General features: G+C 60.4%; 17 protein-coding genes. 5 read left to right on the forward strand and 12 right to left on the reverse strand.

Features of this window, described 5'->3' with window-relative positions; genetic code table 11:
• Positions 1–17: 17 nt before the first annotated feature.
• The 6 genes from BUC04_RS03425 to BUC04_RS03450 form a co-directional block, all read right to left on the reverse strand.
• Positions 18–710: a glutathione S-transferase family protein gene (locus BUC04_RS03425; RefSeq protein ID WP_067658681.1), complete on the reverse strand. Its 693-nt coding sequence runs from the start codon at positions 708–710 to the stop codon at positions 18–20.
• 170 nt (positions 711–880) lie between these two features.
• Positions 881–1,417: a GNAT family N-acetyltransferase gene (locus tag BUC04_RS03430; RefSeq protein ID WP_234977312.1), complete on the reverse strand. Its 537-nt coding sequence runs from the start codon at positions 1,415–1,417 to the stop codon at positions 881–883.
• Between the two features lie 14 nt (positions 1,418–1,431).
• Entirely contained in the window at positions 1,432–1,974 is a 543-nt protein-coding gene (locus tag BUC04_RS03435) for a hypothetical protein (RefSeq protein WP_143165519.1), read from the reverse strand.
• Positions 1,961–2,434: a hypothetical protein gene (locus BUC04_RS03440; protein ID WP_067658688.1), complete on the reverse strand. Its 474-nt coding sequence runs from the start codon at positions 2,432–2,434 to the stop codon at positions 1,961–1,963. Before BUC04_RS03440 ends, BUC04_RS03435 begins: the two co-directional genes overlap by 14 nt.
• A gap of 291 nt (positions 2,435–2,725) precedes the next feature.
• A complete protein-coding gene (locus tag BUC04_RS03445) occupies positions 2,726–3,220 on the reverse strand; it encodes a DUF2165 family protein (protein ID WP_067658691.1) in 495 nt (164 codons plus the stop codon).
• A gap of 116 nt (positions 3,221–3,336) precedes the next feature.
• A complete protein-coding gene (locus BUC04_RS03450; RefSeq protein ID WP_073325566.1) occupies positions 3,337–3,753 on the reverse strand; it encodes a GFA family protein in 417 nt (138 codons plus the stop codon).
• Positions 3,754–4,024: 271 nt separating this feature from the next.
• Here BUC04_RS03450 and BUC04_RS03455 point away from each other — a divergent pair, with 271 nt between their 5' ends.
• Entirely contained in the window at positions 4,025–5,023 is a 999-nt protein-coding gene (locus tag BUC04_RS03455; RefSeq protein ID WP_067658696.1) for a helix-turn-helix domain-containing protein, read from the forward strand.
• A 153-nt stretch (positions 5,024–5,176) separates the two neighbouring features.
• Positions 5,177–6,139: a helix-turn-helix domain-containing protein gene (locus BUC04_RS03460; protein ID WP_067658699.1), complete on the forward strand. Its 963-nt coding sequence runs from the start codon at positions 5,177–5,179 to the stop codon at positions 6,137–6,139.
• 37 nt (positions 6,140–6,176) lie between these two features.
• Here BUC04_RS03460 and BUC04_RS03465 read toward each other — a convergent pair whose 3' ends face one another.
• The 6 genes from BUC04_RS03465 to BUC04_RS03490 all read right to left on the reverse strand — a co-directional run bounded on the left by BUC04_RS03465 (position 6,177) and on the right by BUC04_RS03490 (position 11,829).
• Positions 6,177–7,733 carry an amidohydrolase family protein gene (locus BUC04_RS03465; RefSeq protein ID WP_143165520.1) on the reverse strand — a complete coding sequence of 519 codons (1,557 nt, stop codon included), beginning with the start codon at positions 7,731–7,733 and terminating at the stop codon, positions 6,177–6,179.
• 142 nt (positions 7,734–7,875) lie between these two features.
• Positions 7,876–8,424, reverse strand: a complete 549-nt coding sequence (locus BUC04_RS03470) for a nucleotidyltransferase domain-containing protein (RefSeq protein ID WP_073325568.1) — start codon at positions 8,422–8,424, stop codon at positions 7,876–7,878.
• A gap of 75 nt (positions 8,425–8,499) precedes the next feature.
• The gene (locus BUC04_RS03475; RefSeq protein WP_067658702.1) at positions 8,500–8,925 is read right to left on the reverse strand and encodes a GFA family protein; all 426 of its coding nucleotides are present in this window, start codon (positions 8,923–8,925) and stop codon (positions 8,500–8,502) included.
• Between the two features lie 98 nt (positions 8,926–9,023).
• Positions 9,024–9,740 carry a sulfite exporter TauE/SafE family protein gene (locus BUC04_RS03480; RefSeq protein ID WP_067658705.1) on the reverse strand — a complete coding sequence of 239 codons (717 nt, stop codon included), beginning with the start codon at positions 9,738–9,740 and terminating at the stop codon, positions 9,024–9,026.
• An 81-nt stretch (positions 9,741–9,821) separates the two neighbouring features.
• Positions 9,822–10,211, reverse strand: coding sequence for a DUF952 domain-containing protein (locus tag BUC04_RS03485; protein WP_067658708.1), 390 nt, complete (start codon positions 10,209–10,211; stop codon positions 9,822–9,824).
• A 127-nt stretch (positions 10,212–10,338) separates the two neighbouring features.
• Positions 10,339–11,829 (reverse strand): peptidoglycan DD-metalloendopeptidase family protein, encoded by a 1,491-nt coding sequence (locus BUC04_RS03490; protein ID WP_067658712.1) that lies wholly within the window; start codon positions 11,827–11,829, stop codon positions 10,339–10,341.
• 408 nt (positions 11,830–12,237) lie between these two features.
• On the opposite strand from BUC04_RS03490, the gene BUC04_RS03495 reads away from it, so the two are divergent.
• From BUC04_RS03495 to BUC04_RS03505, 3 genes are read left to right on the forward strand one after another with little or no spacing between them, the layout of a single operon-like run.
• Positions 12,238–15,936 carry an ATP-binding protein gene (locus tag BUC04_RS03495; RefSeq protein ID WP_067658715.1) on the forward strand — a complete coding sequence of 1,233 codons (3,699 nt, stop codon included), beginning with the start codon at positions 12,238–12,240 and terminating at the stop codon, positions 15,934–15,936.
• Entirely contained in the window at positions 15,933–16,565 is a 633-nt protein-coding gene (locus BUC04_RS03500) for a condensin complex protein MksE (RefSeq protein WP_067658718.1), read from the forward strand. Before BUC04_RS03495 ends, BUC04_RS03500 begins: the two co-directional genes overlap by 4 nt.
• Complete coding sequence (locus BUC04_RS03505; protein ID WP_067658721.1) at positions 16,562–17,773, forward strand: phosphoenolpyruvate carboxylase; 1,212 nt, start codon at positions 16,562–16,564, stop codon at positions 17,771–17,773. Before BUC04_RS03500 ends, BUC04_RS03505 begins: the two co-directional genes overlap by 4 nt.
• Positions 17,774–17,931: the final 158 nt, after the last annotated feature.

A 17,931-nucleotide genomic window follows, 5' to 3' on the forward strand; every position in this document is an offset into this window, starting at 1 on the left:
AGGGTCACCCACCGGCATTACCCGGTAAAGCGCTCGTCCTTGTTTGGCACCACCGCAGAGAAACGCCGGGCATCGGCAAACGCCTTAATGAAGGCAGGCCGCTTGGACAAGCGGCTCAGGTACTGCCGAAACACCTCACTCTGACACAAGCCGTAGCCTCGAGCCCAGGTGACGTTGTGGCCCATCACAATATCAGCCCCACTGAAGCGCTCACCGCAGATAAAGGGGCTTTGCTTCAAGCGCTGCAACAGCTGCGGCTCTACCTCAGAGGCAAACTTGTGGCGATAACGCGCCACGGTACGCTCATCCACTTGCTCGCTGGGCAGCACATGCTCATGGATGCGGATCTGCCACAGCATCATGTCCATCCAGGTGCCGGCAAAGTGCAGCATCTGCAGGTAATCGGCGCGCGATGGTGACAATCCCACCGGCGGTGCCAGTTGCTTGTTCGGGTAGGCATCTATCAACCATTCCACCATCGCCACGCTTTCCAACATCCGGTGTGAGCGGCCGTCCTCGAATTGCACCTCCAGGATCGGCACATTGTGGTTGGGATTGCGTGCCCGGTAGTCGGCCTGGTACTGCTCACCCTGGTAGAGGTGCACCTCCTCTACCTCAAAATGGTCGCCAACGGTTTCATGCAGTGCCCAGCGCACCCGGGCACTTCGGGTGGCGGGAAAGTGGTAAAGCTTAAGCTGCGCGATCGCCACTACGATGGCCTCCTTGATCCTTTGCCGCCACGTCGCCAACGCCTCACTGGAGACAGCCCCAGCCACCAGTGGCGGGTTCGGCAAACACGACGGAGATCCTTAGCCTAGACACAAATGAGCGGCAGGCACGCTATAGTGCCTGCCGCTCAACCTGCAGCTAGCCAGGCTGCTCAAGCTAGCGAGGCTTCGGCAGATAACTGCTTGTAGAAGTAGATGGTGGCATCCAGGTTGCCTTCGGCACTGAGGGCGAAAGCCGGGATCCGACCCGCCTGCTGGTAGCCCAGCTTGAGATAGAGCCGCTGTGCGGTATCGCCCTCGCGGGTATCCAGCACCAACAGCGACAATCCCGCGGTTGAGGCTTCCCGCTCTAAACGCTCAAGCAGACGGCCAGCTATCCCCTGCCCCCGCGCGTCCCGGTGCACCATCAGCTTCTCCACCTCGCCGCGGTGAGCACCGTTGGCCTTAGTGCACAGTGCCAGCTGAACCGCACCCAATACCTGCCCATCCCGCTGTGCCAAAAACAGACGGCGCTCGCCCTGGGCAAGCTCGCTGTTCACCGAGTTCCAATACGCCACCACCTCGCCAGCATCAGCCGGTGGCAGAAAGCCGATGGAGGCGCCACTGTCGACGCTGTCAATCAGCAGCGCCTGCAGGCCTGCCCGTACCTCGTTCAGGCTAACCAGTTCATCAATTTGTAGATCCGTCACGTTCGTCACTCTGTTCATTCCCTGTTAACCGGTCGTTTGTCGGTAAGCTGCTTCCAGACCCACACTGGTATCGGCCGAACGCCCCGATAGATCCCCCAAGCCAGCAGCCCAACAATGGCGGCAAAACCGGTGGGCAGCACCGCACCGAAGGTGAACGTCATCGCTAAGACAAAGCCCAAGACTGCTTCGGGGCGATAGATAGGAAAGAACAGCGCAATGAGCAGCAAGCCGGGCCCCATCAGGGACGAAACACTGTGAAGTCCCAAGGTGAAAGAGAGCGCCAGGGCCGCGCCGTAAAGCAGGCCAGCAACGAACAGCCCGACCGTGTAGGAGGTCAGCCGGTCTTGGTCGCGTCGGATAACCCAGCTTACGCACAGCCAGGTCAGCAGCGGCAGCACCAGTGCGCCCCAGGCATTGGAGATGGCGGGCAGATCGCTGCGGTGCAGCAGATGATGGCTGGGAATACCCCCGTTGAAATGCTGCCAGCCCAGGTGCGCAAGCATGACCAGGGCCACGGTTAAAGTAACGGGAACTCGCCAGGGCTTAAGCGGGCTCATCCATCGCCTCCGATAATGGGCTTTGCAACTTAGCCTGGACACTGGCCAGGCCCAACAGGGCAATCCCCACCACCAGATAGAACAAGTGCTCTGAGGAGATCTGCAGCGCCACCTCGGCATCCTCAATGTGTGAGGTCAGGTTCAAGCCGCTGAGGACAACCACGGCGGCACGGACAAAGGGGTAAAGCACCAAGCAATAGCCAGCTAGCTTGAGCCAGGTCAGCTTACCGGGGCGAAGTAGAAACAGTGACAGGACAATCAGCCCCAGCGCCAACACACCGTTACTCAGCCACAGCAGCGCTGCTGAGCGCTGTACTTGCTCCATGGTGGCCCCTTCACCATAGCTGTAGTGCGCCATCAACTCAGGCGCATAGCTTTGCGGCGACAGCAGCCCCCACAGTGGATAGAGCAACAGCAACACGGCGGTCAGTATCAGCACGCCCACAGCGAATTTCTTCATCTTTCCCTCCTTGGAACGGCATGGCACATGGCAAGCAACCCTGTGCGCCACCCTATCCGTCACTTAGCCAAGCACCATCAACCCTATGTAAACATGACTGTTTTATCATAGAGACTCAGCCTGGGCACCCACAGCGTGGGCTCCATAGCCGCTACGATGATCCATTCGCAGGCTTCGCTACGTATCTTCGTCGGACACTCCATCCCCGGCCAGCCTTGGCCAATATTGCCGACGCCTGTCGGCATTTTTTTGCCTTGAGATTGGCGACAGGTCTACCCGGAAAACCGTGGCTTAACTTGGCTCGGGCATACTCAGCAAGCCGAACAGCAGCAGAGCGTACACCGTCAGCTGAAACGCCCCATTGGCTGAGCCGCTACCCACCTGGTTTTGCCACATTTGGAATAGAGCGCCGCCAAAGGTGCCAAACAACAGCATCCACACCAGAACCGCAACACCCAACCCATTAAGGGCCGGCAAACAGGCGGTACGAAAATCCGAACCGGAAGCCTGCCGGGCTCGCCACATACGCCAGGCGCCTAAGCCGGTTAGCCCGGCACAGGCAAACTCCAGTAACAGCACCGTCAGCAACGCGAACCAGATCAACAGTGGGGAGTGAATGGCAGGGAAGATGGATTCCGGGTAGGCGGCGTGGTCGGCCTGACCAAGGACATAGGCAAAAGAGGCGTACATGCCGCCGCCGAGGTTCGCCACGTTCTGCAGGGCATAAATAAGCGCCATGGCGCTGAAGATCGCCACAAACACCGCTTTCCAGGCTCGAATGGTCATCACGACCCTCCCTGTCTCTCCGTCTTTTCTACTTCCAGTATATGACCGCGGCTATGAAACAAGGGGTTAAGCCCCCTCCGCTTGGTTAGCCAACATCTGGTAACGGCGAGCTCGTGCTAAGAGGCGTCCGGTGTCTGGGCCTGTATCTTGTGCCAGTGCTCAGGAAATTGCACCCATTGGTACTTAGAGCGGTTCCAAACCGACATGGTCGGCTCCGGGAAGTCCGGCTCGGTAAAGCCTCCGATGGGCACGCCGATCATGCCTTTGAACATCGCCGTCTCGACAAACAGGGTTGAGCCACAATCGGGGCAGAAATGGGAAACGACCTTTTGACCACTGTCACCCGTGATGGCGAACTGCCGGGGCTTGCCGGTGCGTTCAATCACATCGGCCAGGTCAAAATAGGCGCCTACACCGAACACCGAACCAGTGCGCCGCTGGCAATTGCGGCAGTTGCAAGCCAGCACCAGTTTAGGCTCACCGCGGGTCCGCAGCCCCAGCGCCCCACACAAACACCTCGCCTCTCGCTCCATCTCCTCCTCCTTTAACAGGGATGGTTCGACGCCCGATGAGGCTGCGCCCCGCCAGTACATCAACTCAATCGTTCTACCCACACAGGTATAGCTGGCGAGCAGCGGCAAGAAGAAATGAACGAGCGCCAGTAGTAGTCATTTTGCGACAAAAGCACACTTTCGAGACCTTGCGAAGAGTTCCCAGCGAAGCAAATTCAATGGCGCGCAGTATACTGTGGCCATCGTTTTTAGACGCCTCTGCCCTTGTTGGTTAAGAACTGCCCTGCACAAAATGATTCAAAAAATTGCCATAACCTCTTCGATGAACCTCGACCCCTTCATTGAAGTGTGCGAGGAGCACGGCGTTGCATGGCGCAATGTTGCCGAGAATCACGGGTTGCCGAGGGATGGCACCGCAGGCATTCGGTGGATACCAACCCAGTTCGCAATGAGCTTTGTCCACGAATTAGCCACTATAACCGGCGAACCTCTTGGTCGCTTGGCCGGTGAGCGCTATGACTTGGCCAAGTTAAATCCTCTTATTGCAGAGGAACTGGCACAAGCCGGGGGGTTAGAGCAGGCCTTTGAGCTGGTGATGAAACACTTCCCCGACTCCAGCAACGACACCTTGCTTTGGCCCGAGAAAGTCGATGGTCAATGGATGCTCTGCTTTCGCGCCATTTACCCTATAACCCTAGCCGGTGCCTCTCATGCAGAGTGGTTTCGACTGATAGTATTAATGTCGCTGTTTCGCCCTTTTCTACCCAAAGGATGGCAACCCAAAGAGTTGTGGCTGTGCAGCCCGCCGCCTAAAAAACCTCTGCCTTCTTACTTGAGCAAGACCAAAGTACGATACAGCGCCCCTCATAGCGCATTCCCACTGCCTTTTGCTGAGGGCTATTGCCCCTTTGTCGCACCAAGCGAGCCAAGCGCCTGGCTAGATAGTCTTTTGGCATTGGCAAGCACCTATGCAGGAATGCCGGAGTTCAGTGTGCACTGGCTGTCACGACTGACCAATACGACACCGCGAACCCTGCAACGACAGCTTAAAAAACACGGTCTGCACTTCAATCAGGTGCGGAATGAAGCCCGCTATAGCCAGGCTAAGGCCCTGCTTTCCTCGACCGAAATGACGGTGATGGAGATTGCTTGGCGCACTGGCTACAGCGACAGTGCCAACTTCAATCGCGCCTTTCGGGCTTGGGCCGGGGTGACCGCTCGACAATATCGCGAGCAACACAGTCGTAGCCGCAAAGCCACTGGCTACCAGAGTCCCTCGGGGCATCAGTGAGCTGACAGAAGCAACGGTCCTTTTGCGACAATCCGCCGCGTTGGTCCCAGCAATTGAGTGCCTGCTCCCCGCAAAACGACCGACGCGCAGTATACTTTGGCCATTGCATTCAGATGCCTCAGCCTCCGCTGGCAAGGAACAGATCCCCAAAAGATGACTCAGAAGATTGCCATCACCTCTTCGATGAACCTGGAACCCTTCATCGAAGTGTGCGAGGAGTACAAGGTACCCTGGCGCACGATCGCCGATAAACACGGACTGCCAATGGATGACGCCGCAGGCAACCAGTGGCTGCCAACCCAGTTCGCCATGCGCTTCGTTCACGACCTGGCGATGCAGACCGGCGAGCCCGTCGGTCGCCTGGCGGGCGAGCGCTTCGACCTGGCAAAGCTGGATCATCCCGCTGCCGAGGTGATGGCGCAGGCCGAAGGACTGGAGCAGGCCTACGAGGTGGTGATGACGTATTTCCGGGACTTCAATAACCACGTATTGCTCTGGCCTGAGCGCATCGAGGGGCAATGGATGCTGTGTCACCGCTGTTTGTTCCCGCCAACCCTGCCTGGTTCCTCCCAGGTGGAGTGGTTTCGGGTGATGCTGATGATGGGCCTGTTCCGCCCCTTCCTGCCCAAGGACTGGAAGCCCGAGGTGTTGTGGCTCTACACGCCATCGCCGAAAAGTGCGCTGCCCCAGGCCCTGGCCAGCACCCAGATGCGCTATAACGCGCCCTATGGCGCCATCCCTCTGCCCTTTGCCGACGATTTTCAGCCCTTCGCCCAGCCCAGCCAGTCAACTGCCTGGCTCGATAGCCTGCTGGCTCTGGCGAGCACCTATGCGGTGCTGCCAGAGTTCAACATTCACTGGCTGGCCCGTCTGACCAACACCTCGCCGCGGACCCTGCAACGGCGACTGAAGGATCATGGCGTGCAGTTTCGTCAGATGCGGGATGAAGCCCGCTATCTTCAGGCCAGGAAGTTGCTGGAATCCACCGAGATGACGGTGGAGGAGATCGCCTGGCGCACCGGCTACAGCGACAGAGCCAACTTTAACCGCGCTTTTCGGGCCTGGTCCGGGGTGACAGCCCCGCAGTTTCGTCGTCAATTATCGGAGCCAGGCTAGCCCCAGCTCCGTCCCCTGTTGCTTGTGCACTGCTAAGCTAGCGCGCTTCGCTTTGCGGCCGGCGGATCGGCTGGCCGGCACGGGATTGGGTGTCCAACACACCGTTGTCGATCACCCGCTCGCCATTCACCACCAGGCTATGCACCCCTACCGCGGTTTGGTTTGGTGCCTGGAACGTGGCTCTGTCAGCGATGGTCTCGGGATCAAACACCACAATATCGGCGTCCATACCCGGCTGAATTCGCCCCTTCTTGCGCATCTGCGGCACGTAATCCATCACCTGGGCCGGCGCCAGGGTCATCTTGGCGACCGCCTCCTCCAGACTCATCAATTGGCGCTCCCGCACGTAGCTGCGCAGCACCTTGGCAAAGGCCCCGGCAGAGCGCGGGTGGGAAAACACATCCGCCGGCAGCGGCCATTCATCGCCGCTGTAGGTTTCAATTCCCCCGTCGGTAAAACGCATCCAGGGCATGGCATCGGATTCGATCAGCACGCTGGGGTGCTTGATGGAGCGGTCCAGCACCGCCAGCTCCTTGGGCTTCTCCTCGTCCAGGAAATGCCACACAACGAAGGTACCCGGCGCCTGCTCTCGAACCGATTCAAACTTCTCCTCCGTCAGACGCTCGTCGCCCAACTGAAAGGCCTCGGCCGAGGACTGCATCCGCGCCCGCCAATCCGGTGAGCGGAACATCGCCGCACCAATGACGGTGGAGGCGGCACCGTAGGGGTAGGCGCCAATGGTCACCGGCGCCCCCTGCTCCAGCGCAGCATCCAGCATCTCGATGATGCTGTCGATGTCCTTCAGCGAGGTGCTGTTAACATGATGCAGATGCATCCGGCTGTTGAGGATCATGGCGTTGGCGATCAGCTCCTGCACCGCTTCAAAGGTGCTCTGCCGCTCAATTACACTGGCGTAGCGGGTGTGAACGAAGGTGCCGACGTCGTTATCCGCCCCCATCTTGGCGATCTGGTAAAACTCTTTGCGTCCGTGGCCCGGGGCATAGCCGGCATTAACGCCGATCCCCAGCGCCCCCTCATCCAGGCCGGTTTGCACCAGCGACAGGATCCGAGCCTGGTGCTCCTCGTCCGCCAGTTGCTCTATCCAGTTGTTGTGCTGCTGGGCCTGCTGGAAATAGGCCACCGTCGGTTCGGGCTCCACCTGCATAAACGCGGCGGAGCGGGCAAAGGTCCAGGCCGCCGCCGCCCCATAGTGAATGGGCAGCGCCTTCTCAGCCTGGATGTCGTACCAACGGCCGATGGGCAGTACCCCAGACTCCATCTCCAGCGCGGTGGTCACCCCTTGCATCGCTTGCATGCGCAGATCGTTCACCTCCATGCCATGGGCGTGCAGATCAATGAAGCCCGGCGTCACCACTAACCCTTTGGCATCGATGCTAGTACTGCCCTGCAGCGGGGTTTCACTGACCGATACAATGGTGCCGTCCTTGATCCCCAAATGACGCACGTCGCTGAGTTCGGTCTCGGGATCGATCACATGGCCGTGGTTGATCACCAGGTCATAAGGCGCGGCCAGGGCCGCCGGGGAGATCATCAAGCTAGCCATCAGCCAAGGCAGGGAGCGGGACATCGTCATCAAACGCCTTCCATCCAGTCATGCCGACGCCCGGTGCGTCAGCCACCGGGGCATGCTAGAGCGTTGCTGGCAGGATAATCGGGTCAGTTTGCGCCAACGGTTCGGCAACCTTGGCTAAGACAGGCGGAGGGCGTCAACGGAGCTAAGACAGCTTAGCGGCGAGCAGGCGAAGGTAGCGCTTGGTCTGCTCAGACTCCCCTCGGCTCAACCACTTGATGCAGTTGAACAGTTCCCAAAGCAGGCCCTGATCACCCAGAGAGTACGGTGTGGCCTCGGAATGCTCGGGGGCTGGCTTGTCATGGTGCTGACGTGCTACCGCTCCGGCCTTATCGAACAGCACAGCGTAGGGAGGGCAAAGGGGAAAGCCAGCGTCCTCATCGATCAGGTGGAGCTCTGCGCTGGTCAGGTCTTCAAACAGGTATTTGCGAAAGCAACTGGCATTGCTGGCCGGAGTGGTAAGCCGATGAAAGATCGCTTTGTCTGCCTCAAAATCAGCAAAGGCTTGGTCGGCCCGGCGGTGAAAGCCGTTGCGAGTGAACAGCAGCAGGTCCAGATCTGAGACCCGGTCGGCACTGCCTTTGGCCACCGAGCCCACCAGAACCGCCGCTACTACATCCAGCTCGGGCTCAAACACCCGCAACGCCTCTTCCAGCAGTGCCTGCTGCAGCGGCAATCCATGTAACTGTTTCATCGCCTTCCGTGGCCTCCGTCTGTCCCTTACCTTAGGGCGCCTTATCTTACTGACCTTATTTTACTGCCCCCTATTTTACTGCCCAATGTCGCAGGGGTGATCCTCGCCGTCCAGAACCGGCACATTGCGCAATATCAGCGGATCGATCCCCTCCAGACAGGCGATGTTAAAGGCATACAGCTTGGGGTTTGAGCGCCGCTGGTGATGGGTGTAGATCCCACAGTGCGAGCAGAAGTAGTGCTTGGCGGTGTGAGTATTGAACTGATAAAGGCTCAAGGACTCCGTCCCTTGCTCGAGAATAAAATCCTCCAGCGCCACCGAGGCCACTACCGCGCCGCGACGCCGGCACATGGAGCAGTTACAGCGCCGAGGGTCGACCAACCCCTGGGGAAGACGAACCCGAAAGCGTACCCGGCCGCAGTGGCATTGACCAGGATGCTCGGCTTGCACCTCAATCTGATCAACCAGCGGTTTCTGGCTGTTGCGGTAGCTGACTGCCATCTTCTCCTCTCCCTCTAATCCGCCCTTGAACTCGCCCTTTAACCCGCCCTTTCACACCCAAGCTATCACCCGGACAAAGGGCCACTGCGCGGCCAGCACTAGAGCGCCGCCATCAGGATCATTCGCAGTGCCAGCAAGGTCAGTAAAGCCTTAATCGCCAGGATCAACTTATCGTTACTGGCCACCATGCGCAGTTTCGAGCCGAGGTAGGAGCCGAGGATGGCACCCACCACCATGTAAGCGATCAGCGAAAGGTTAGCGCCCAGGGCCGAGGTGATCACCGCAAACACCGGGATCTTGGCCAGGTGGCTGATGGTCATGAACATTGAACTGGTGGCGATGATCTCATCCTTGGACTTGAGCTGCTTGGTCAACACCGACAGTGACAGCGGGCCGGTGGCGCCCACCACCAGCCCCAAACCGGTTTGCAGCAAGCCGATCAGGTAATAGCTCTCAAACCGACGAATAGAGCGGGCGAAATGCGGGCTCCAGAGATTGAGCAGGATATAAGCCCCGATCGCCACCGGCACATGGTCGTGGGGCACGCTGAGCAGCACATAACCAAACAGCAGGATCCCCAGTAACGAGCCGACAAAGAACTTGGGAAACAGCGACCACTGCACATGAGACAGGGAAAACGCCATGCGCGACGCGTTGCTGGCGATCTGGGTGATGCCGTGCACCGGGATCACCAGACTGGGGCTGAGAAACGCCGGCAGGATGGCGATCAGCAACATGCCACCGCCAAAGCCGATGACCCCGGCGATGGCGGAGGTGCACAACGCAATCACCCCGAGTAACAGCTCAGTGCTCAAAACTCCCCTTAACGCCTGGGCGCTTTACATTAACGACCGCAACCGCGGGTGTTGGTCGGGATAAGGTCAAATCTCGCCACCTTAATGCTTGTCAGCGCCGCTTGGGGGAAACAGAAACTCCGCTCCCCGGTCATCCCGGGTCAACGGGATCACCGACACCACAGCAGACAGGGGCAGGTTGGCTATCTTGGCGCAGGGTTGGATCCAGGGCTTCTCTTCGGTGGGCTCAAGCCAGACAAGCTCCCCCTGCAGATGGTCGACCGCAATGGCCAGGGCTACCGGCTTGTCACTGGGGTGGAAATACCTGGGGGTCACTACCTTGAGGCTCTCTTGCACGTTCAGGTGAACCCAATCAGCGCGCTGATCCGCACCGCAGCGGGGTACCCAGCCACTTTGCTGAGCCTGACGCCAGCTGTCGGCATCCACCACCCGGTAAAGGATCGCCACCTTGCTGTTAATACTGACCCTCATCCCTGGTTAAAGTTCGTGGGCTGTCTGCTAATAGACAGCGTAAGGCCCTCAGAATACTTGATTAATGTCTCTCAAAACCACAACGCCCCCGAACAAAGATTCGAGGGCGTTGTTGCTAGCGGTCCGCTTATTCGCCGGTGGCACCCAGCTTGGGGGCCTGCGGCGTGTTGCGGTTAGCGGCGATGAGCTCGGTCATCTGGCTCTGGTACTGGTAGACCTGGGCCAGGAAGGCCTGGCGATCCGAGGACGGTACCGAGGTAGCCATCGGGATCCGGGCATTGAGCGAATCCACCGCGCGGCCATTGATATGGAACTCGTAATGCAGGTGAGCGCCGGTCACCCGACCGGTCGCCCCGACGGCACCAATGCGCTGACCGCGGGAGACCGTCTGGCCCCGTTTCACGTCGATGCGGGACATGTGCAGGTAGCGGGTACGGTACTGACCGCCATGCTCCAACACCACGTACTTACCGGCAATGGGGTGGTTCTCTACCCGGGTGACCACACCATCGCCTGCCGCCAGGATGGGCGTACCAGTCGGTGCGGCGTAGTCGGTGCCGTTATGCGGTGAGACCCGCCCGGTCACCGGGTGCAGACGATTGGGGTTGTAGCGGGAGCTGATCCGGTACTCCTTCGGCAGCGGATGGCGCATAAAGGCCCGGGCCAGGCTCTGACCTTCGTCGTCATAGTAGTTGCCGTCATCGTGCAGGTAAGCGGTCTGGGTCCAGTTACGGCCGCTGAACTCCACCGCCAGCAGGCGATCATTGCCGGTGGCCTCGCCGTCGATAAACTGCGACTCGCGCAACACTCGCACGGTATCGCCGGCACGCAACTGACGACGGAAATCCAGCTTATCGTTGAACAGGGTGGTGATCCGCTGGGTCTCTGACACCTTCAGGCCGGCCCGCTGCGCCGACAATGAGAAACTGCCCTGGATGTCGATCTCAGAGGAGGAAGCAACCCAGTCGCCGTCGATCAGCACCTCATTCACCTCGTAGGTGTCTTCGTGCCGGGTGAACACCACCTTGTGGGCGAGGTCGAACACCACCTCCATCCGCTCCAGCGAATTGTCGGCTTCATCAACCCAGAAACGCAGTCCGTCACCGGGACGCAAAGTATCCAGCGCCAGCAGGGCGTAATCCGCCTCCAGCACTTCGTACATTTGGCGTTGGGAGATACTGAATCGATTGAAGATGCCACTGAGGGTGTCGCCTTTGGCAACCGAGTACTCCAGTCGGGGCGGACGCTCCAGCAGCGGCAGCAGATCCTCTTCGTTGACCTGGGTCAGCTCCACCACAGGCTCAGCGTCGAGGATCTCATTGCGATCCTCGATGATTTCACGAACCTTGGCTTGTTCAACACGGCGGGCGATGCTGTCGGCATCCTGTTCGATCTGGGTCAGCATCTCTTCCGGCATCACCAGGGTGGGCTTGCTCTCGCGTTCGGGCCAGTAGCTGACGGTCAGGATCAGGGCAGCACAGCCGGTTCCCACCAGCAGCATCTTGGGGCTGGGTCGCAGCGACTTCAGAGCCTGAGCCAGCGGGCTGGGTTGCCCAATCCGGCGCGCCTGGGGCCGCAGTTCCGGCCGCGCTTGGCGCTTCTTCAGCTGATTTTGCAAGCGGCGATGCTGTCGACGGATCCTGTCCGCATCGTTGCCTCGATTGCCCAAACCGAACACAAACTACCCTCGAAGACGATAAAACGGCGTTCAAGATGCTTCTTTGACGCCGGTCTGTCAAATTTCTAACGAATTTCTTAGATCTAACACTCAGCCCGATAAAACGGACCTTGCAAAAGTCTATATGTATGATTTTTAGCAGTAAACTCGATATCTTGCGTACTAAGACAGCAAACGATTTTCACCGGCAGAACCCAATCACCAGTGCTTGGCAAAGCAATGGTAAGATACACCTTTCCGATTGAACTCGTGCTTTGAAGATAAGGCGGCCATTTGGTGAGAAAACTGCGCCAAATCGTCGTTTCCGCCGCCTAGACAAGACAAGAGATAAAAGCAGGCATCGATCCCATGTCGACACTGAATCGCATCATCCTGATCAACACCCACCTACCCGGTGAGGTGGAGCTGAAGCTCAACGGCCACACCAACATCTGTGGCACCAACGCCTCCGGTAAGACCACGCTGCAGCGACTGGTCCCGGTATTTTATGGCGAATACCCCAGCCGGGTGGTCCCCGCCACCCGGGACAGCTTCGAGCGCTGGTACCTGCCCACCGAGTCCAGTTTCATTATCTACGAGTACCTGCGCCCCAGCGGTGAGCTGGCCCAGGCCCTGCTCTCCTCCGCCGGTGACGGTAAAGGGGTTCAGTTCCGCTTTGTTGGCAAGGGCTTCGAGCTGGAGGACTACATCAAGTCCCGCACCGACGACAACAAGGTGGTGTGCTGGAGTGCCACCGAGCTGCGCCGGGTGTTCCGCGAGCAGGGGGTGCCCTTCTCCAACGCCATTGGCAGCGTCAAGGACTACCGTGCGGTGATCCAGAACGACCGCACCCTGATCGCCAATGCCGCCAACGCCACCGAGCTGCGCCAGCTGGCCGACCAATATGCTCTGTCCGAGCGCGGCACCACCCTGCGCCACATGGAGAAACTGGTGCGGGCGGTGCACTCCAAGGAAGGCAAGATGGAGACCATCCGTCAGATGGTGGCCGCCATCCTTGAGGAGGATGGGGTGGAAACCCCACAGACCCGCCTGAACCCCGCGCGGGTCGAGGAGTGGATCAAAGAGAGCCAATTGGTGGCCCACTTTGAAACCATTCGCCCCCAGTTCACTAAGCTGGAGCAGCGCTTTGATGCTCTGGAGCTGTGCGAACTGCAGCTTAAGGGGCTGGCCGAGGGCTTTGGCAACGACAAGATTGGCCTGCAAGGCAAGCTCGACAGCCTCGGCCGTGAACAGCGCGAGGCTCAGTTCCAACTGACCGAACTGGCGGACAACCACGAGCGCGACACCGCCGATAAGAAGGCTGCCCGCTCTGACGCCAAGGCCGATGCCGACACCCTGGAAAGCCGCCTCGAAACCATCGAGGATGAGCACCAGCGTTGGCTGGAGCTGGATATTGAGCAGGTACAGCGCGACCTGGATGCCCTGCCCCAGTGGCGCGCCGACTTAGGCTCGCTGCGTGAGCGCGCCAAGCTGCTGACCGAGAAGCACTCGGACATCGAGGCCACCTACAACGAGCGCCGCGGTCAGATTGAGATCACCAACAACGCCGCGCTGGAAGCGTTGCGTGAGCGCCAGGACCAGGCCCGCAGTCAGCAGGCGGATCTCAAGACCCAGCAACAAAACCAGATGCGCGAGCTGGAAGAGAGCTTCCGCAATCAGCGCAGTGCCGCTGAGCAGCGCCACCATGGCGAGTCCAAGGCACTGGAGCTGGCCCAGCAGAAACTGCAGCTACAGATCGATCACACCGGTTACAGCGCTGATGAACGCCAGGCCCTGGACGTGCTGGAGGCTCGCATCGACGAGGCGTTCGGCCAGCAACAGCAGGCTGAGCGCGCGCTGGATAAAGCCCGGGAGCAGGAGAACAGCCTGCGCCAGGAGCGCCAGACCCTGCAGGACCAGCTGGCCGGACTGCGCCGCAACGTCAGCCAGTGCCAGGCACGCTTCGATGAGATCGACGCCCTGCGCTTCCCCAAGGATCACAGCCTGCTGAACTTCCTGCGCCAGGAGCGCCCGGACTGGTACCACAGCATCGGCAAGGTGATCCGACCGGAGCTGCTGACCCGCAATGATCTCAAGCCCGCCCTGGGCGAACAGAGCGACAGCCTGTTTGGTGTCAGCCTCGAGCTGGCCAACCTGGAGGCGCCGGAATACGCCCAGGATGAGCAGGCGCTGGAGCAACAGGCAGAGCAAGCTCGCCTGGCGCTGGAGCAGGCCCGCCAGGCTCAGCAGGCACTGGAGGGGGACATCGCCGCCCAGCAGCAGCGTTTGCAGGAGCTGTCCGAGGCGGTGATCCGGGCTCAGACCCACTACCAGAACGCCAAGAGTCAGCACACCCGCCTGATCGACGAGAAGAAGCAGCAGAACGAGCAGTTCCGCGCCGCCATCGCCGAGCGCAAACTGGCCAGCCAGAAGCAGCTTAAGGCGGTTGAGGCCGATCTGGCCAAGCTGCAATCCGACTACCAGGGCTTTGTCGAGCAGCTCAAGGAGCAGCACCTGGAAGCCCGCATGGATAAGGAGGCGTTCTGGCAGGATCGCTTGGGCAGTGTCGAGCACAACCTGCAGCAGATCAGCCAGGACCTGGCCGCCCGTCGTGAGCAAAAGGCCGAGGAGCTGGCCGAGTGCGAGCGCTGGTACCAGAGCGAGCTCAAGGCCCGAGGGGTCGACGACAGCCAGATCGCGGCGTTGAAACAGCAGATCAGCGACAAGGAACAAGCCATTGCCCGGGTCGAGTCGATGCGCGATGAGGTGAAGAACTACGAGATCTGGTTCAAAGGCCCCTTCTCCATCGAACAGCCGCAAAAGCAGGCCCTGCTGGCCAAGGCCCGCCAGGAGATCCTGGAGCTGGACCAAGCCCTCTCCACCCTGGAGCGCAACTTCAAGGCGATCCGCAAGGAGCTCAAGGAAGCCCAAGCCAACGTCGAGCGCGGCCTGACCCAGGGCAACGAGCAGATGCAGCAGCTCAATGAGCTGCTCAGCGAACTGACCAAGCTCAAGCTCAAAGGCCCAGTGGCCAGTGAGCATCTGCCCAGCGGTGAGCTGGACGAGCGTCTGCGCGACGCCCGCGAGAAGCTTAAGCAGCGGGATGGCCATCGCAGCGTCATCCGCGAGCAGATCGACCACTTCGATGGTCAGATTGGTCAGAAAGCCGGTGCCGAGCTGGCGGCCAACTGGGAGCAGTGGCGCAGCGACTGCATCGAAACCAGCGACAGCGGCGTGCCCAAGCTCGACCACATCAAGATGATGTCGCACCTGCGCCACCTGATGAACCACCTGGTGCCCCAGCGGCTGGAAGTTCTGCGCGGCACCGGTCAGAACTTCGGCCTGGACCTGGAAAGCTACTACCACGTACTGGCGGACATCGATAAGCGCATCGGCACCCAGTCCAAGCGCATCACCCGCGAGGTAGGCGACGAGCTGTTCCTCGATGGCGTCTCCGGCTCTGCGGTACAGATCCGCTCCCGCATCAGCGATCTGGAGTTCTGGGACGAGCTGTCCGCCTTTATCCAGGCCCACCAGGCCTGGCGTGAGCAGGACTTTGCCGGCCTGCCGGGCGAGGAGTACGCCCAGCTGCTGCGCCGTGCCCTGGAGGTGATCGGCCGCACTGCGCTGACTGGCTCCGTCGCCAAGTTGCTGGAGATCGAATTGCGCCTGCGTGAGGGCAACTCTGACCTGGTGATCCGCACCGACCGCCAGCTCAACGAGTCTTCCAGCCACGGCATGGCCTACCTGATCCTGTGTAAGTTCCTTTTGGCCTTCACCCGCCTGCTGCGGGGCAACTCGCAGGCGGTGATCCACTGGCCCATCGATGAGTTGGGTACCCTGCACCACGTCAACGTGAAGAAGATCTTCGACGCCTGCGAAAACAACCGCATCGCCGTACTGGGTGCCTTCCCCAACCCGGAATCCGAGGTGCTCAACCTGTTTGAGAACCGCTACATCATCAACAAGCAAACCCGTCAGCTGCAGGTGGTGCAGCCCAAGGTCAGCCCCATCGCAGCGCGTCTGCAGGCTAAGCAGAGCGCCCAGCGCGAGGAGCAACCCGCATGAAAACCGAAACCGGACGCGTGATTGAGGCCCTGCTCAAGGGCGAGTTTATCTGCCGGATAAGCGATGAAGCGGCTTGGGAGCTGCTGCGCAACGAGGACAAGCGGGCAGCAGTGGATCAGCACCTGGCGGTGCTCAACCGCAAGGTGGCGGCCGCCGCCGATGACACCGTGTTCTTCTGCAGCTATCAGGACCTGGGTGACGATGAGCGTAAGGTGATCGGTCAGCAATTTAACGAGCTGGCCGGCTCACTGCAGCCGCTGGTGCACTTTATGGTGCTGGTGCAGGAAGCCGGTGCCGGCGATGAGCCCCTGGCCGAAGGGGTGCGGGTACGTCTCAACGAGCTGCAAAGCACCATTGAGGATGTGCCGGCGCTGTCGGAGCAACTGGGTAAGATCGCCCGCTTCCGTCTGTTCAACTCCACCTCCACCGGCGTAGACGGCCAGCTGAAGCAGGTGTTCAAGCGGTTATGCGAGCTGGGCTACCTGGTCCGCCCCAACAGCGAGAAACAGATCTACCAGGCCACCGGCAAAATCGAGTACCTCTACGAGGTGCTGCGCTTTATCGATGAAACCGAGTCCCTGGCGCTGGAGCAGAAGGCGGAGGCAATGCAGCAGGAGGCGCTGCTGTGAGCCTGCATAAGACCGGCAAGGCCTTCCTCAACCAGCTGGCGCGTAACGCCGATCTGCTGATGGAGACCTACCTCTCCGGCACTGTGGCGGAGACGGAAGAGAACGCCAAGGCGGTGGCCAAGCTGACCGCGGCGGGGGTACTGCGTCGCAGCGAGTCCGATGAGCCGCTGCGTCTCTCTCCCAGCCTGCGCAGCCTGCTGGAGGAGGCGCTCAAGGATGAGAAGGGCCGCCAGGTGGACACCAACATCGGCTCTGCCCTGGCTACCTTGAAGACCCTCGCTCGCCACTACAAAGAGGCGGTGCACCTGCACGACTACCCGGCGGCAGATGCCTACTTAGCCGAGCTGTCCGAGCTGGTGTTCAATCTCAAGGAGAGCCTGCGCCACGCCACTCGCAGCCTGTGGTCTCGAATCAACAACGAGTTTGGCTACGTCGGCACCATGGACGCCAAGATCCGCGAAAACCAGTTGGCGCAGGATCAGGTTTCCGAGCTGCTGGGCAGCCTGGACCTGTTCCGCTTCGACGAGCTGGCGGAGCTGGCCGGTGACGCCCGGGAGCTGCGCCGACTGCTGGTGGTGGGGTTGCAGCACACTATGGTGGAGTGTTCCGGCGAACTGGCAGTGGTGCAGAGCCGACTGCTGGCGCTGCTCGGTCGCTTCCGCGAGATCCAGGGTCGCACCCGCCTGCTCAAGGGCTTCCTGCTGCACTGCGGCCAGCACCCGGATTACCGTCCGGCGGTGCACGTCGACCGGGTCAATGTGCCCGGCCTGTTCAACCAGACCGAGGGGTGCTTGAAGCCCGCGGCAGTGGACGTCAACGACGGCGACGAAGAGCAGACCCTGATCGAGCTGGTTGCCACCCTACGCCCCCGCAACCCGGATGACCAGGCCAGCAACCAGGCCCAGGCGGAAGCCTTTGCCCTGGGTCAGGCCGAGGCCTATCAACTGGCGGATGAGGGCTTGAAGCAGGACGTTGACCGCTTCTTCGTGACGGTGATCGATGAGGCCGCCAGCCTCTCTGCGCTGGAGTTCCTGCAGCAGCAGGAGCTGCCCTGGCCACCGGAAGCCTGGCTCTACCAGGTGATCGGCAACTTCGACAGCCTGCCGCTGGAGCAGCGCGAGTTCTTTGGCCTCTCCCCCAAGCTGCGGGACGATGCCACCTTCTCCGGGGTTAAGTACATCGAGGATGTGCACCTCTGGCTGGAGTAGACTCCGCTCTGCCGTAATAAGGCATACTCAAGGGAGGCTCAAGCCTCCCTTTTTCTTGGTTACCGCTTGTTCGCCAACATGGGAGAGTTGCAAAAAACTGCGGCAACCCCGGTCACACCGAGGTATCCTGTCGCCGAACTTTTGCTCCAGGCTCCTGA

Origin of the sequence: Ferrimonas marina (assembly GCF_900129905.1) — a bacterium.
GTDB classification, from domain to species: domain Bacteria; phylum Pseudomonadota; class Gammaproteobacteria; order Enterobacterales; family Shewanellaceae; genus Ferrimonas; species Ferrimonas marina.

Bases quoted from the DNA above. Each gene is read 5' to 3' on its own strand.
- BUC04_RS03455 (WP_067658696.1), top strand. From the start codon at position 4,025: ATGATTCAAAAAATTGCCATAACCTCTTCGATGAACCTCGACCCCTTC.
- BUC04_RS03500 (WP_067658718.1), top strand. From the start codon at position 15,933: ATGAAAACCGAAACCGGACGCGTGATTGAGGCCCTGCTCAAGGGCGAG.
- BUC04_RS03465 (WP_143165520.1), bottom strand. From the start codon at position 7,733: ATGACGATGTCCCGCTCCCTGCCTTGGCTGATGGCTAGCTTGATGATC.
- BUC04_RS03470 (WP_073325568.1), bottom strand. From the start codon at position 8,424: ATGAAACAGTTACATGGATTGCCGCTGCAGCAGGCACTGCTGGAAGAG.
- BUC04_RS03475 (WP_067658702.1), bottom strand. From the start codon at position 8,925: ATGGCAGTCAGCTACCGCAACAGCCAGAAACCGCTGGTTGATCAGATT.
- BUC04_RS03440 (WP_067658688.1), bottom strand. From the start codon at position 2,434: ATGAAGAAATTCGCTGTGGGCGTGCTGATACTGACCGCCGTGTTGCTG.
- BUC04_RS03485 (WP_067658708.1), bottom strand. From the start codon at position 10,211: ATGAGGGTCAGTATTAACAGCAAGGTGGCGATCCTTTACCGGGTGGTG.
- BUC04_RS03445 (WP_067658691.1), bottom strand. From the start codon at position 3,220: ATGACCATTCGAGCCTGGAAAGCGGTGTTTGTGGCGATCTTCAGCGCC.
- BUC04_RS03460 (WP_067658699.1), top strand. From the start codon at position 5,177: ATGACTCAGAAGATTGCCATCACCTCTTCGATGAACCTGGAACCCTTC.
- BUC04_RS03435 (WP_143165519.1), bottom strand. From the start codon at position 1,974: ATGAGCCCGCTTAAGCCCTGGCGAGTTCCCGTTACTTTAACCGTGGCC.
- BUC04_RS03450 (WP_073325566.1), bottom strand. From the start codon at position 3,753: ATGGAGCGAGAGGCGAGGTGTTTGTGTGGGGCGCTGGGGCTGCGGACC.
- BUC04_RS03495 (WP_067658715.1), top strand. From the start codon at position 12,238: ATGTCGACACTGAATCGCATCATCCTGATCAACACCCACCTACCCGGT.